Here is a 14119-nt window from a genome sequence, read left to right on the forward strand (position 1 = left end):
TCATGTCATCCGCTCCTCTGCCGCTGTTGCTCGAACCGGAAATGCTGGAACCCTTGCTGGGCGACCCGCGTCTGCTGCTGGTCGATCTGAGCCGGGCCGAGATTCATGCCCAATATCACATTCCCGGTGCTGTTCCCCTGGAATATGGACTGATCGTGCGCATGGCACCGCCGGTTGGGGGCCTGCTGCCGGACGAGGCACAGTTGAGCGAGATACTGTCGGCCATCGGCCTGACACCGGAACGCCATGTGGTGGCCTATGACGACGAGGGCGGCGGCAAGGCCTGCCGCCTGCTGTGGACCCTGGAGGCCATCGGCCATACCCGCTATTCGCTGCTCAACGGCGGCCTGCACGCCTGGGCCAACGAGGGCCATAAGCTGACACAGCAACCCAGCCCTGCCACACCGTCTTCCTATGACGCGCGCTATACCAATGGCGAGGTGGTGGCCGACGCCGCCTACATCCTTGCCCATCTGGGCGATGCGTCACACGCCCTGGTGGATGCCCGCACACCGCTGGAATACCGTGGGCTGCAACGCTATTCCGCGCGCGGCGGCCACATCCCCGGGGCGGTCAATTTCGAATGGACCGAGGCGATGGATCAGGGACGCAACCTGCGTCTGAAACCGGCGGCGGATCTGCGCCGGCAATTGGAGGCATTGGGCATCACCCCGGACAAGACCGTGGTGGCCTATTGCCAGACCCACCACCGCTCCGCCCACACCTGGTTCATGCTCAAGTGGCTGGGTTATCGGGCCAGGGGCTATGCGGGCTCCTGGTCGGACTGGGGCAACCGGGAAGACACCCCTGTTGAAAACTAGGGAAGGTCTGAATAAGTCCATCCTGGACTTCTCAGACCACGCCAAGCGAAAAGTGTGATTTTCGCTTGGCTTCATTTTTCAACGACTTATCGTCGTTGAAAAATGGCGGCACATCCCTGTGCCGTGGAAGCTCTGAACTTATTCAGAGCTTCCCTAGGTACCAGGGACGTGGCACGGGATACGGAAAAGGAGTGCGCTGCGCGTCCCATAGCCACCCGGCAGCGGGGAGTGTCATCCCTCGCTCCTCGTCCCTCGTACCCCGCACCTATTGTCACGCAGTGCGTATCACCCCGGTAACGATACCGAGGATCTGCACCTCGTCGTTGCGCAGGTAGATGGGCTGCATCTCGGGATTGGCCGGTTGCAGGCGGATGCCGTCGCGCTCCACATAAAACTTCTTCAGCGTCACCTGCTCGCCGTTGATCATCGCCACCACCGACTGGCCATTGGCGGCACTCTCGCGCTTTTCGATGATCACGATATCGCCGTCCTGGATGTTGTCGTCAATCATGGAATGGCCGCGCACGCGCAGGGCGTAGGTGTTCTTGCGCACCATGGTGGCGGGTACCGCCACCTGCTCCTGACTTTCATTCAACTCCACCGGACTGCCCGCCGTGATGTAACCGAGCAGGGGCACCTCCACCATCTCCACCGCCGCCAGCGCGACCGGCTCCAGCTCCGCATGCCACACCGGACGATTGTGTTTGGGGATCAACAGGCTAACATTGGACACGACAGACTCCTCCCGTGGTTATTTATACAGTAAGGTACTTGTCCCGCCGCCGCAAGGCAAGCGGCCGATGACCCCGTGGCCGACAGATGCGATAATCGCGCCCGCCATGGACCGACCGCGTACCCCCCTGCTGCTTATCCTCGTCGTGGCGCTCAGCGCCGCGCTGTTCTGGCTATGGTCTGCGGACAACCTGCACCAGCCCAGCCGCACTGCGCCCCTGCCGCGGGAACTGCAGGGCATCGTGCAGCCGCAGTTGCGAGGCCTGCCCGAATTTCTCCTCCACGATTACGACGGCCAGCCCATCGGCCCGGCCTGGTTCCACGGCCAGTGGACCTTCGTCTTCTTCGGCTACACCCACTGCCCGGACATCTGCCCCACCACGCTGTACACCATGCAGCAAGTGCGCCGGCAACTGGAGCGCACCCCGGACCTGCTGGCCGATACCCGTTTCCTGTTCATCACCCTGGACCCGGCACGCGATACGCCAGAGATCCTCAAGGGTTACGTCCAGCACTTCGACCCCGGATTTCTCGCGGCCAGCACCGACCAGCCCACCCTGGATCGGCTGACCGCCGCAATGAATGTCGTCTACGCCATCGACCAGCGCCCCGGCCAGGACAACTACATCATCAATCACAGCGCCGCCATCCTGCTCATCGATGCTCAGGGGCGCTATCATGCGCGCTTCACGCCGCTACAGAACGCTGCCTTCATCGGCGACACTTACCGTACAATCCGCGACCTCCGCCACCGCTGACGAGCCCCCCATGGAACAGCCCGACACTGCCCCGGTACCGCTCAAGGACCATCTCAAGACCTGGCCCCAGTACCTGATGCCCGGCCACCTGCTGTCGCGTCTGATGCAGGGACTGACCCGCGTCCGCTGGGCGGGCTTCCGCGAACCCTTCACCGACTGGTTCGTCGACCGTTTCCAGGTCAACATGGAGGAGGCGCAGGAACCGGACCCGCACGCCTACGAACATTTCAATGCCTTCTTCACCCGTGCCCTCAAGGCGGGTGCCCGGCCGCTGGTGGACGGGCCCTACGACATCGCCTGCCCGGTGGACGGCACCGTCAGCCAGGCCGGCCCCATCACGGACGGCCGTCTGCTGCAGGCCAAGGGGCACGACTTCAGTCTGGTGGAACTGCTCGGTGGATCAGAAAAACGCGCCGCCCCGTTCCAGGGCGGCAGCTTCGCCACCCTCTATCTCTCGCCGCGCGACTACCACCGCATCCACATGCCCATCGACGGCACCCTGCGTGAAATGGTACATATCCCGGGGCGACTGTTCTCGGTCAATGCCGTCACCGCACGGCGGATCCCCCGCCTGTTTGCGCGCAACGAGCGCGTCGCCGCCATCTTCGATACCGCAGCCGGCCCCATGGCCATGGTGCTGGTGGGGGCGGTCTTCGTCGGCAGCATCGAGACGGTATGGAGCGGCGTGGTCACGCCGCCGGCCGGCCGTGTGGTGCGTCGCTGGCGCTACGATGACGCCGCACAGCCCATCCGGCTGGCACGCGGCGAGGAAATGGGCCGTTTCAACATGGGCTCGACGGTGATCGTGCTGTTCGGCCCCCAGGCTCTGGACTGGGCCGACAGCATCCAGCCCGGCGCCGGCATCCGCATGGGTCAGCGGCTCGCTACGCGCCGCCTGTCCGGCACCGAGGAACCGAGCGGAATCCAGTGAGCCGACTATAATTCCTAGTACTCCACTACGGATTACGGGAACTATGTCATGTACTACCCGAACGCGGAGAAGCCCTTCCCCAGTGAACCGGAGCCGATCCAGTGCGAGATCTGCCTGCACGATATCCCCGCCTCAGTCGCCGTAACCGTGGAGGGATGCGACTACGTCCACCACTACTGCGGACTGGACTGCCTGGCACGCTGGAGCGCCCGTGTCAAACTCCCAGAATATGGCTCAAATTGATGTGGCAGGGCATTGATTCCGGCTGATATTTTGCATCCGAATTGTTATGCTACACAGTGGGATTGATACCCCTGACACGACAACAATGAGGATGCTCCATGGCAGAGGGACAGGGCCACATCGGATTCACGCTACCGGAACGGCACAAACCGGGGCGGGAATCCTTCGACACCAAACCGAGGAAGGTGGAGGCTTGGATCTCCCAGTTGCCCATGGGCAACGTGGGCGAAACCGCACGTCAGGTATTCGGTGCCCTGCATGAATCCAACCGTCTGCGGATCGGCTGGAACGAGCGCTATCGCCTGCTGGAAGCCCTGCGCGAACCGGTTGCCTATGTCGGCCAGGCGCTCAACAAACGCTTCACCGGCCTGACCTTCCCCTTGCAACCGAAGACACAGCGCATCGCCAACCTCGCCATCGAGCTGTATAGCGAAATGGCCCTCGGTTACAAAATCGCCATCGAGGATATGCTGGCGCGCAACTTCCTGTTCCGTGACCGCAAGGCACTCACCGTAATGCTGCACCGCGCCCTGCGCTATCTCAACCGCGTGCTGCTCACCAGCTACCAAGTCTATGCCGCGGCACCGCGCGAGACCTGGGCCGACCTGCACCGTCTGTATCGCTATGCCGAAAGCAAGCGTCTGCATCAGTCCTCGGTCACCGACAAGGAACAGGCCATCCTCCCCAAAACCAGCATCACCACCGCCTACAAACAGGCACTGCTGCTGGCCCTCGCCACCCCCTACCGCCTGCGCCAGGGTGAAGTCAGCGTGGTATATGCGGCGCTGGAAATATGGGCCCATCTGGCCCAACTGCAGCCCTATAACCCCAAGGCCGACGCCGAGGCCGCCCTGTTCGTTACCCATCTCGGCAGCGACGAAGAACCCAGCCACATCGCCTTCAGCCATGCCCAGTGCAACGACGGCCAGTGCCGCCTCATCGATCTGCAGCGCCTCACTGCGACCGTGCATGAAGAACTGGAGCTGGTAGCCCGCGGCACCGTCACCGAGATGAAACACCGGCTCGGCAACAGTCTCACGGTGGACCTGCTGCGCCGTCTCAGCATGACCTGGGGGGCCCCGCCCAAGCGCGGCTTTTACCGCAACCACAAGGACTCCAAGGCCGAACTGGTGGTCGGACTTACCGCCGTACATCGCGCCCTCGGCCTGGTCAGCGCCTTGCGCAGTATCACCCTGCTGAACAATGTCACCGGCGCGGAAAACCTGTTCGCCAAGACCTCGTCCTATTCAAGTCGGGTCGTCAACTCGGAAAATGATGTCAAGGAAGACGTCTGGGATGTGTTCAAGCCCAAGCCGGCAAGCAAACCCGGTCAGCCACAAAAGACAGCCCCCAAGACCCCGCCCCTGCTGATGCAGACCTGGGATGTGCGTGACGAAAGCGGTGGCGGCTACCGGGTTGCCCGTCGCGGCAACGACACCCTGGGGGTGCAGGTGGGTGACCTGATCGGCATCCGCCCGCTTACCGATACCGATGACGCCAACTGGGTGGTAGGTGTGGTGCGCTGGATCCGACACAGCGGTACCGATGAGCTGGAGATGGGCCTGCAGAATCTGGCCCACCACAGCCGCCCCGCGGCGGCTCGGGTAAAACAACCCAATGGCCAGTACACCGAATACCAGCGGGTTATCGGCCTGCCCGAAACCAAAGAGCCGCCACAGCCGCAGACACTGCTGACGCCTCCCCTCTTGTTCAGTGTCGGAGCCACACTGCTGGTACAATTCGATCACAGCGAACATCGTCTGCTGCTGACCGGCCTACGGGAAACCACCGGCTCCTTTGCCCAGTTCACCTTCGAGAACCTGGGGCCCGCCAGCACTGACTCCGGCGGCAAAAAGCCGGGCTCCACGCCTGGCTCACCGTCCGACTACACCTCGTTGTGGAACGAGCTGTAAGCTGACATACGCAACCAAAATCAGAAGACGGTATTGATGGTAAAAACAGAAGAGATCCTCCGCCTCATCGTCCTCGATGATTCCTCCAATTATGCCGAAACCGTCAGTAGCCTGTTGCGCAATGCCGGTCAGGCCGTGCGCACCGAGCGAGCCGAGGACGACGAGGATTTGCGTGAAATGCTGGCCCAGCAGGCCTGGGACATGGTGCTGGCCAAGGCCAATATCGCCTACTGCTCTCCCGTAGACGCCCTGCGCATCATCACCCAGACCGAACTGGACCTGCCCCTCATCGTGTTGATGGAGGACATCGACGACAGCGCCATGGCCGAGGTATTCCAGGCCGGCGCACGCGACGTCGTCAGTCTCAAGCACCCGCTCTGCCTGGTGCACACACTGATGCGTGAGTTCGACGACGTACTCAAGCGCCGCCGCCACCGTGAATGCGAAACCCTGCTGCAGGAAGCGAACAAGCGCGCCCAGAGCCTGGTGGACAGCTCGCGCGATGCCATCGCCTACGTGCACGAAGGCATGTACATCTACGCCAACGAATCCTATTTGCAGATGTTCGGCTACTCCGCCCTGGAAGAGATCGAGGGCATGCCACTGATGGACATGGTCTCGCCGGCCGATCATGGCAAGTTCAAGGAATTTCTGCGCGGCTACCTCAAGGGGCGTACCAGCAGCGACTCCCTCGACATTCACGGTTGCAAGTCGGACGGCAGTGAATTCAATATCACCATGGACTTCTCGCCCGCCAGCTATGAAGGCGAATCCTGCATCCAGATCATCATCCGCGACCAGGCCCTGAGCAAAGAACTGGAGGCTAAACTCGACTCCCTCACCAAGCATGACCTGCTTACCGGCGCCTATAACCGGCAGTACTTCATGGCCATGCTGGAAAATCTGGTCGGCCAGAGCGGCGTGCACGGTACCCTGCTGTATGTGGCTCCGGACGACTTCAAGTCACTGCGCGAGCGCATCGGCATCGCCGGCAGTGATTTGATCCTCACCGACTTCGCGACCCTGCTCAAGAAACAGCTACCGGGCGAAAACGACTTGGTAGCACGCTTCGATGGAGAGGTTTTCACCCTCATTCTACAGGGTGTGGACGAGAACGACGCCGAGGCGGCAGCGAAGAAACTGCTCAAGGCAGTGGAAGAAAACATCTTCGATGCCAACGGCCAGACCGCCACCCTCACCTGCAGCGTTGGCATTGCGCTATACCATGAAGACCTGCACGACGTACATGAGCTGTTACAGCGCGCCGAGAAAGCCTATCGCAAGGCGGCCGCTGGCGGCAATCGCCACTATCTGTACAACCCGCAGACCGAAGGCATGGCGGAACGCGAACAAACGGCGTTGCGCATCCGCCAGCTGAAGACCGCTCTGCGCGACAATCGCTTCCTGCTGTTGTACCAACCCATCGTCAGCCTACGCGGCGATCCGGTCGAAAATTATGAAGTACTGCTGCGCATGCTGGACGATGACAACAACCAAATTCCACCCAGCGAATTCATACCCGCCGCCGAGCAGGCCGGACTGATGGGCGGCGTCGACCGCTGGGTACTGGCACACACGGTGAAAGCATTGGTGGAGCGACGCCGCGCCGGCCGCCACACCAATTTCTTCATCAAAATCTCCGGTGAGTCGCTGCACGACGACAAGTTGCTGCCCTGGCTGCGCGACCTACTCAAGGCGGCCAAGGTGGAAGGAAGCTATCTCACTCTGGAGATGAGCGAGGCGGTAGCGAGCAGCAACCTCAAGCTGATCAAGCCGCTCATCGACGGCCTGCACCAGTTACGCATCCAGGTGGGCCTCGACCACTTCGGCCTCGCTCCCAACTACGCCAATCTGCTACGCCATGCCGAAGTCGACTTCCTCAAGATCGACGGCAACCTGATCCGCGGCATCGCCCAGAACAAGGAAAATCAGGCGCGCGTCACCGAAATCGCCAGCCTGGCGCAGGAGTCCGGCAAGAAGACCATCGCCGAATTCGTCGAGGATGCCGGCAGCCTGTCCGCCCTATGGACCTGTGGCGTCGACTATATCCAGGGCTACTTCCTGCAAGAACCCGGCACGGAGATGAATTACGACTTCAACGCCAGCTAAATAGCAAATATTGATCGGAAAAAAGGCCGGCACATGCCGGCCTTTTTTCTTCCGCCTACGCATCTATGCGACGGTACGGCTTTTCAGCGCGGCGATGCGCTCTTCCAAGGGCGGATGAGACATGAACAGGCGCTTGATGCCACTACCCAAACCACCGGAAATACCGAAGGCAGCCATTTGATCCGGTAACTGGCCGGCACCGCGATTCATCTGCAGCCGCTCCAGTGCAGCGATCATTTTGCGCGAACCGGCCAGGCTCGCACCGCCGGCATCGGCGCGGAACTCGCGCTGGCGCGAGAACCACATAACGATGATACTGGCCAGTATGCCCAGTACCAACTCGGCGATGATAGCGGTGATCCAGAACGCCGGACCATGGCCACGCTCGGTCTTGAATACCACGCGGTCGACCAGATGGCCAATCACGCGCGACAGGAAGATGACGAAAGTGTTCACCACGCCCTGGATCAGTGCCAGCGTCACCATGTCGCCATTGGCGACGTGACTCACCTCGTGGGCCAGCACCGCCTCTGCCTCGTCTTGATTCATCTTCTGCAGCAGACCGGTGCTCACCGCCACCAGTGAATTGTTACGGCTCGGCCCGGTGGCAAAGGCATTGATCTCCGGTGCATCGTAGATGGCCACCTCGGGCATGGCGATGCCGGCCTGCTGGGCCTGGCGTCTTACCGTCGCCACCAGCCATTGCTCGGTGGCGGTACGCGGCTGCTCGATGACCTGGGCGCCGGTCAGGTGCCTGGCCGTCCATTTGGAAATGGACAGGGAGATGAGCGAACCGCCGAAACCGAACACAGCAGCGAACACCAGCAGGGCATTGAGATTGAGATCCACCCCTTGCGCGTCGAGGATGCGCTCCACACCGAGCAGGCGCAGGGTGATACTGAGTACCACGATGATGGCCAGGTTGGTGACCAGGAACAGGAAAATGCGCTTCATGGCAGCTAATTCACTCCTAAATGGTTGCGGTCATGGTTCAGCGGTATTGCCTGATAAATGGTGTGGGCTTGGCCTCCCGCTTTCAAGGCCGTTCCGGCGCCGCATGATAGACAAATCGGAGTCAGCACGGTTCCTTGCGCTGCATCAATTTTGCGCGCGAAAACATCAGCGTTTCATTATATAATCGCAGACCTTTATGATTTCCGACGTCGCCGGCTGCGACGCCACGTCAGCTTTGAAGATACGCCGCACATGAACGCCCTCGCGCAATGCAATCTGTTCTGGGTCAAACTGTTTCCCTTTCTGCGCTGGTGGCCGCGCGTCAACCGTGACAGCGTCCGCGCCGACCTGCTCGCCGGCCTGACCGGCGCCGTCATCGTCCTGCCCCAGGGCGTCGCCTTCGCCACCATCGCCGGCCTGCCGCCGGAATACGGCCTGTACGCCGCCATGATGCCGGCGGTAATCGCCGCCCTGTGGGGCAGTTCCTGGCACCTGGTCTCCGGCCCCACCACCGCCATCTCCATCGTGGTGTTCGCCTCCCTCAGTCCGCTGGCCGAACCGGGCAGCACCGACTTCGTCCGCCTCGCCATCACCCTCGCCTTCCTGGTCGGCGTGCTGCAGCTGGTGATGGCCCTGGCCAAGATGGGCAGCCTGGTCAACTTCATCTCCCACTCGGTGGTGGTCGGCTTCACCGCCGGCGCGGCGATCCTCATCGCCGCCAGCCAGATCAAGAATTTCTTCGCCCTGGACATCCCCCGCGGCAGCCACTTCTACGAAATCATCTACACCTTCTTCCAGCAGCTGGACGCGATCAATCCCTATGTCACCGCCGTCGGCATGGTGACACTGGTGACGGGCATCGTGGCACGGCGTTATGCCCGCCGCATCTACATGATCATCGCCATGCTGGTGGGCAGCCTGTTCGCCCTGGCACTCAACATGGCCTTCGGCGTCGAGACCACCGGTATCCGTACCGTGGGCGCCCTCCCCACCCACCTGCCGCCGCTGTCCCTGCCCGACCTGTCGCTGGGCACCATCAAGCAGCTGGCGCCCAGTGCAGTGGCCGTGGCCCTGCTGGCCATCACCGAGGCGGTGTCCATTGCCCGCTCCATCGGCAACAAGGCGCAGCAGCGCATCGACGGCAACCAGGAATTCATCGGCCAGGGCCTGTCCAACATGGTCGGCGCCTTCTTCTCCGCCTATCCGAGCAGCGGCTCGTTCAACCGCAGCGGCGTGAACTTCGCTGCCGGCGCCCAAACCCCCCTCGCCTCGGTATTTGCCGCCATTGCCCTGGCGCTGATCGTGCTGCTGGTCGCGCCGCTGGCCGCCTACCTGCCGGTGGCGGCTATGGCCGGCATCCTGTTCCTGGTCGCCTGGGGCCTGATCGACTTCCATCACATCGGCCAGATCATCCGCGTCAGCCGCAGCGAAACCACCGTGCTCGGCGCCACCTTCTTCGGCGCCCTGTTCCTGGAGCTGGAATTCGCCATCCTGCTCGGCGTGATGCTGTCGCTGGTGTTCTACCTCAACCGCACCTCGCGCCCGCGCATCCTCAGCCGCGTGCCGAACCCAAAGCACGAAAAACGCGCCTTCACCACCGACCCGGCCCTGCCGGAATGTCCGCAGCTCAAGATCATGCGCATCGAGGGCTCGCTGTTCTTCGGCGCCATCAATCACGTCGAACAGGCCATGCACAATGTCGACGCGCTCAACCCACAACAGAAACACCTGCTACTGGTCGCCAAGGCGATCAACTTCGTCGACCTTGCCGGCGCCGAGATGCTGACCCAGGAGGCCGAGCGCCGCCACAAGCTAGGCGGCGGCTTCTACCTGTACGAGGTCAAGGATACGGTGTGCAGCATCCTGCACCGGGGTGGCTACATCAAAACCATCGGTGACGAGCACATCTTCCATTCCAAGACCGAGGCACTGCAGACCATCATCAATGACAAGCTGGACCACACCATCTGCCGGCAGTGCGACAAGCGCATTTTCCGCGAGTGCCAGCAGTTCGCCCCGGTAGGCAGCTGAGACATCTGCCACAGCTGGCCTGGGGGACGGCCGTGGTATGATCGCGCTCCGACTGTCGGACCGTCAGACTTATGCGCGCAGCCAGCCTTACCCGCAGAATGGCACGAGATGTAACGACGCGACTGCGTCAGCAGATGGCCGCGCTGTGGCCACGCGCCGGCCTCCTGTGGCAGAACCTGCAACCGCAGCACTTCCCCATTGCCTACAAACTGGCCCTGGTCATTACCCTTGTCATCACTGTGGGAATGTCCCTGCTGGGCATGGCCGTGGTGGACAACCAGACACGCCTGCTGCGCCAACAGATGAATCACTTCGGCCAGGCGCTCATCAGCCAGATGGCGGAGACCGTCAAGGAGCCGCTGTTGGCCGGCGACAGTCTGACACTGAGCCTGACGGCCGGCAGCATGATGCGTCACGCCGGTGTGCGCGGCGCCGTCGTCTACAACGAAGAACTCGAGCCCCTGATCAGCGAAGGCCTGGCACCCACGCCGCTCCAGCTCAGGCAGTTGGTGGAACAGGCCAAGGCCGGCAACAGCATCGCCACCGTGGAATGGCAAGCACTGACACAGGGCCACCCCACCGACGCCATCGCCTTCTTCACCCCCATCGAGGTGCGTGAACTGATCACCGGCTATGTGCTGCTCACCTTCGATCATTCCCAGCTCAGTCAGGCCCAGCGCGATACCCTGCACGCCGTCACCACTGCCACCCTATTGATGGTCCTGCTCGGTGCCGTCGCCGCCATCCTGCTCGGCCAGCGTCTGTCACGGCCGATCAACGACCTGATGGATGCCAGCCTGCAAATTTCCCGCGGCAACTATAGCTTCCGCTTCGCCGAGCGGCGCAACGACGAAATCGGTACCCTGATGCAGGCCTTCAACACCATGAGTGACGGGCTGCTGCGCAAGGAGCAGGTGGAGCAGATATTTTCCCGTTATGTCTCGCCCAAGGTGGCGCGCGAGGTGCTGAGCGATCTCGATCAGGTGCAGCTTGGCGGCCAGCATGTCGAGGCCAGCGTACTGTTTGCGGACATCGCCGGGTTCACCGCCCTGTCCGAACAACTCACACCGCAGGAGATCAGCAGCCTGCTGAACGAATACTTCGGCGTCATCGCCCTGGCGGCACAGGCCTATCAGGGACATGTGGACAAATATATGGGCGACTGCGCCATGCTGGTGTTCGGCGTCCCGCAACCCGATGACCAACACAGCCTCAACGCCGTGTGTTGCGCGGTGCTGATCCAGCACCTCATCGGTGAGCTGAATCGCCGGCGCCAGGCCCGTGGCCACATACCGGTCGATTTCCACATCAGCTGCAATTCCGGCACCATGCTGGCCGGCAACATGGGCTCACGGGAACGCATGGAATATACCGTGGTCGGTGATGCGGTAAATCTCGCCTCACGCCTGTCCACGGTGGCAGAAGCCGGCCAGATCATCATCAGCAAAGAGATGTACAGTCTGCCGACCCTGAACGGCAGGATCATCGGCCACGAGCACAACACCATCCGCCTGCGCGGCAAGCAGCAACCGGTGGCCACCGTGGAGATCATCGATCTGATCGAGCCACTGCGCCATCAGATGGAACAGCACTATCACCACATCCTGCGCCAGCAACCCGAGCTGGCCTCTGCCTGATGCGTCGCCTGCTGCTCATCCTGTTCCTGCCGCCGCTGCTTGGCGGCTGCGCCTATCTCGTAAGCGTCAGCGGCGATGTGGACAGTCAGCTCGATCGGTGGGTACAGCAGCAGGAGTATGGCAAGGCTCTGAACGTGCTGAGTTACATCAAACCACAGCATCCAGACTACGCGCGCCTGATGAAAAAGCGCGACACCATTGCACGCCGTGCCGAACAATACGCGCGCGAAACGGCCAGCCAGAGCGCGGAGCTGGCCCGGCAGGGACACTGGCAACAGGCACTCGAACTCAGCGCCGCCGCACTAAAACGTCTACCCGAAAGCAGTGTATTGCAGAACAGCCACCAGCGCCTGTTGCAGCAGCAGGCGGCACGACTGGAGGAGATCGAACTGGAGTTACTGCAGGCACGTGCCGAAGGACTGCTGCACCTGCTGCCGGTGTACACCCGCCGTGTGACTGTTGACCCCTATTCCTGGCGTGCCCAGTATGATCTGCGCCAGCTGCGCAAGGAGGCCGCCGAGGTAAGCGGAGAGCTGACCCGGCGCGGCCGTCAGGCCCTGGAGCACAAGGACATGGATAGCGCCCGCCGTAGTCTGAACTTGGCCTTGCGTCTCAGTCCCGGTCCGGAAACCAAACAAGCCACCAAGGAGCTCCTGCGCCGCCTCGCCCCGCCGACACCGCCAACCGCAAAGATTGCCGACCAACCCGGTGGCGAAGAAGAGACGCAGGAGTTGCTGCAGCAATACCGCCAGGCCGCCAGTCAAAAGAACTGGCTCGAGGCCCAGCGTCTGCTGGCCCTGCTGGAGTTGCAGCCCACGCCACCGGAGGAGCTGCCGCAGTTGCGCAGCGAGCTCAATGCCGAGGTGGCCGAGGTGGTGAACCGCCATACTGAACAGGGCATCCTCCTTTATAGCCGCGGCAAATATGAACAGGCCCTGGCCACCTGGCGCCAGGCACAGCAGCTGGACCCGGCCAATGAGCGGGTTGCCGCGCACATCGAACGCGCCGAACGGGTTTTGGAGAAATTGCGCGCACTGCAGGAAAAGCGCAGCGGCGAATAAGGACTTATGACGGCGGCATCAGCTGTGCACGCAGACTATCTTCCGCCTGCTGCACCAGGCCATCGAATTCATCCGCCGACTCGGCGACATTCTGCGTCGAGATACCCGCCTTGAACAGGATGGACGCCTTGCGCTCGCCGACCTTCAGTTCAAAAGTGGCGAGGCGACTGCGCAACCGGGCCCACACCTGCACCGTCGCCTGCGGATCGGCCCCCAGCAACAGCAACGCAAACTGGCCGGTGGAAAAACTCGCCGCAAGATCCTCCGTACGAATACTGTCGCGCAGCACCTTGGCCACCACAGCCAGCATCTTCACCACCAGCGGTACACCAAATTCCCGCTTCAGCTCCTCCAGGTTGGCAACCGCGATACGCGCCACGCTGATCTTGAATCCCTGCCGACGCGCCAGGGCCAGATGCTTTTTGCCCTGCTCCAGAAAATAGTACCGGCTCATCAGACCGGTCAGCTTGTCGATGGGGGCCTGCTGCTCGAGCCTGGTTACGGTCTTGCGCAGACTGGCATACCCGCGTGCGCGTGACACCAGTTCGGAAGAATGAAACGGCTTGTTGATGAAATCGGTCGCACCAAGGGCGAGCAGACGCTCCCGTGCCTCTTCCTCATCCTCCTTGCCGGTGACGATGATGACCGGCAATTCGCGGATGGCCGGGTTCTCGCTGGCACGAATGCGCTCCAATAACGCATAGCCATCCAGGCGCGGCATGGACAGATCCGTGAACAGCAGGGTGAAATCATCGGTCCGCTCCAGCACCTCCCATGCTTGCTGGCCGTCCTCGCACAGCACCAACTCGAACTGTTCACCCAAATAACGGGAAAAACTGGCGCGAATCAGGCGTGAATCATCGGCCGCCAGGATCTTCGCCTTGCCCTGCCCGTCATCGCTCATCAGGCCCTCCGTCCATTTCCCGATC

The 14119-nt window shown here is 62.0% G+C and carries 12 protein-coding genes; 9 read left to right on the forward strand and 3 right to left on the reverse strand.

Translation table 11 applies throughout. The features are described 5' to 3' along the window. Positions 1 to 2: 2 nt before the first annotated feature. Positions 3 to 821: a sulfurtransferase gene (locus EP379_RS09560; RefSeq protein WP_127477587.1), complete on the forward strand. Its 819-nt coding sequence runs from the start codon at positions 3 to 5 to the stop codon at positions 819 to 821. 271 nt (positions 822 to 1092) lie between these two features. Here the strand turns inward: EP379_RS09560 and lexA are convergent, their stop codons facing one another. Continuing rightward, positions 1093 to 1554: a transcriptional repressor LexA gene (lexA, locus tag EP379_RS09565; RefSeq protein ID WP_127477588.1), complete on the reverse strand. Its 462-nt coding sequence runs from the start codon at positions 1552 to 1554 to the stop codon at positions 1093 to 1095. Positions 1555 to 1660: 106 nt separating this feature from the next. Between lexA and EP379_RS09570 the strand changes: the two genes are divergently transcribed. From EP379_RS09570 to EP379_RS09590, 5 genes are all read left to right on the forward strand, one after another. Then, positions 1661 to 2311 carry an SCO family protein gene (locus EP379_RS09570; RefSeq protein ID WP_172600432.1) on the forward strand — a complete coding sequence of 217 codons (651 nt, stop codon included), beginning with the start codon at positions 1661 to 1663 and terminating at the stop codon, positions 2309 to 2311. 10 nt (positions 2312 to 2321) lie between these two features. Then, positions 2322 to 3242, forward strand: a complete 921-nt coding sequence (gene asd / locus EP379_RS09575; protein WP_127477590.1) for an archaetidylserine decarboxylase — start codon at positions 2322 to 2324, stop codon at positions 3240 to 3242. A 48-nt stretch (positions 3243 to 3290) separates the two neighbouring features. Next, a complete protein-coding gene (locus tag EP379_RS09580; RefSeq protein ID WP_127477591.1) occupies positions 3291 to 3485 on the forward strand; it encodes a DUF3330 domain-containing protein in 195 nt (64 codons plus the stop codon). 98 nt (positions 3486 to 3583) lie between these two features. Further along, entirely contained in the window at positions 3584 to 5398 is a 1815-nt protein-coding gene (locus EP379_RS09585) for a hypothetical protein (protein WP_127477592.1), read from the forward strand. 36 nt (positions 5399 to 5434) lie between these two features. Then, a complete protein-coding gene (locus tag EP379_RS09590; protein ID WP_127477593.1) occupies positions 5435 to 7507 on the forward strand; it encodes an EAL domain-containing protein in 2073 nt (690 codons plus the stop codon). Positions 7508 to 7570: 63 nt separating this feature from the next. On the opposite strand, the gene htpX is transcribed toward EP379_RS09590, so the two are convergent. After that, the gene (gene htpX, locus EP379_RS09595; protein WP_127477594.1) at positions 7571 to 8461 is read right to left on the reverse strand and encodes a protease HtpX; all 891 of its coding nucleotides are present in this window, start codon (positions 8459 to 8461) and stop codon (positions 7571 to 7573) included. A gap of 252 nt (positions 8462 to 8713) precedes the next feature. On the opposite strand from htpX, the gene EP379_RS09600 reads away from it, so the two are divergent. The 3 genes from EP379_RS09600 (at position 8714) to EP379_RS09610 (ending at position 13190) form a co-directional block, all read left to right on the forward strand. After that, positions 8714 to 10492 carry a SulP family inorganic anion transporter gene (locus EP379_RS09600; RefSeq protein WP_127477595.1) on the forward strand — a complete coding sequence of 593 codons (1779 nt, stop codon included), beginning with the start codon at positions 8714 to 8716 and terminating at the stop codon, positions 10490 to 10492. Positions 10493 to 10590: 98 nt separating this feature from the next. After that, positions 10591 to 12129, forward strand: a complete 1539-nt coding sequence (locus EP379_RS09605; RefSeq protein ID WP_172600433.1) for an adenylate/guanylate cyclase domain-containing protein — start codon at positions 10591 to 10593, stop codon at positions 12127 to 12129. After that, positions 12129 to 13190, forward strand: a complete 1062-nt coding sequence (locus tag EP379_RS09610; RefSeq protein WP_127477597.1) for a tetratricopeptide repeat protein — start codon at positions 12129 to 12131, stop codon at positions 13188 to 13190. Before EP379_RS09605 ends, EP379_RS09610 begins: the two co-directional genes overlap by 1 nt. Positions 13191 to 13194: 4 nt before the next feature. Here the strand turns inward: EP379_RS09610 and EP379_RS09615 are convergent, their stop codons facing one another. Beyond that, positions 13195 to 14094 (reverse strand): GGDEF domain-containing response regulator, encoded by a 900-nt coding sequence (locus EP379_RS09615; protein WP_127477598.1) that lies wholly within the window; start codon positions 14092 to 14094, stop codon positions 13195 to 13197. Positions 14095 to 14119 lie beyond the last annotated feature (25 nt).

The organism is Sulfurivermis fontis, from assembly GCF_004001245.1.
Taxonomy (GTDB): Bacteria; Pseudomonadota; Gammaproteobacteria; order Thiohalomonadales; family Thiohalomonadaceae; genus Sulfurivermis; species Sulfurivermis fontis.

Bases quoted from the DNA above. Each gene is read 5' to 3' on its own strand.
- EP379_RS09560 (WP_127477587.1), top strand. From the start codon at position 3: ATGTCATCCGCTCCTCTGCCGCTGTTGCTCGAACCGGAAATGCTGGAA.
- EP379_RS09570 (WP_172600432.1), top strand. From the start codon at position 1,661: ATGGACCGACCGCGTACCCCCCTGCTGCTTATCCTCGTCGTGGCGCTC.
- asd (WP_127477590.1), top strand. From the start codon at position 2,322: ATGGAACAGCCCGACACTGCCCCGGTACCGCTCAAGGACCATCTCAAG.
- EP379_RS09580 (WP_127477591.1), top strand. From the start codon at position 3,291: ATGTACTACCCGAACGCGGAGAAGCCCTTCCCCAGTGAACCGGAGCCG.
- EP379_RS09585 (WP_127477592.1), top strand. From the start codon at position 3,584: ATGGCAGAGGGACAGGGCCACATCGGATTCACGCTACCGGAACGGCAC.
- EP379_RS09590 (WP_127477593.1), top strand. From the start codon at position 5,435: ATGGTAAAAACAGAAGAGATCCTCCGCCTCATCGTCCTCGATGATTCC.
- htpX (WP_127477594.1), bottom strand. From the start codon at position 8,461: ATGAAGCGCATTTTCCTGTTCCTGGTCACCAACCTGGCCATCATCGTG.
- EP379_RS09600 (WP_127477595.1), top strand. From the start codon at position 8,714: ATGAACGCCCTCGCGCAATGCAATCTGTTCTGGGTCAAACTGTTTCCC.
- EP379_RS09605 (WP_172600433.1), top strand. From the start codon at position 10,591: ATGGCACGAGATGTAACGACGCGACTGCGTCAGCAGATGGCCGCGCTG.
- EP379_RS09610 (WP_127477597.1), top strand. From the start codon at position 12,129: ATGCGTCGCCTGCTGCTCATCCTGTTCCTGCCGCCGCTGCTTGGCGGC.
- EP379_RS09615 (WP_127477598.1), bottom strand. From the start codon at position 14,094: ATGAGCGATGACGGGCAGGGCAAGGCGAAGATCCTGGCGGCCGATGAT.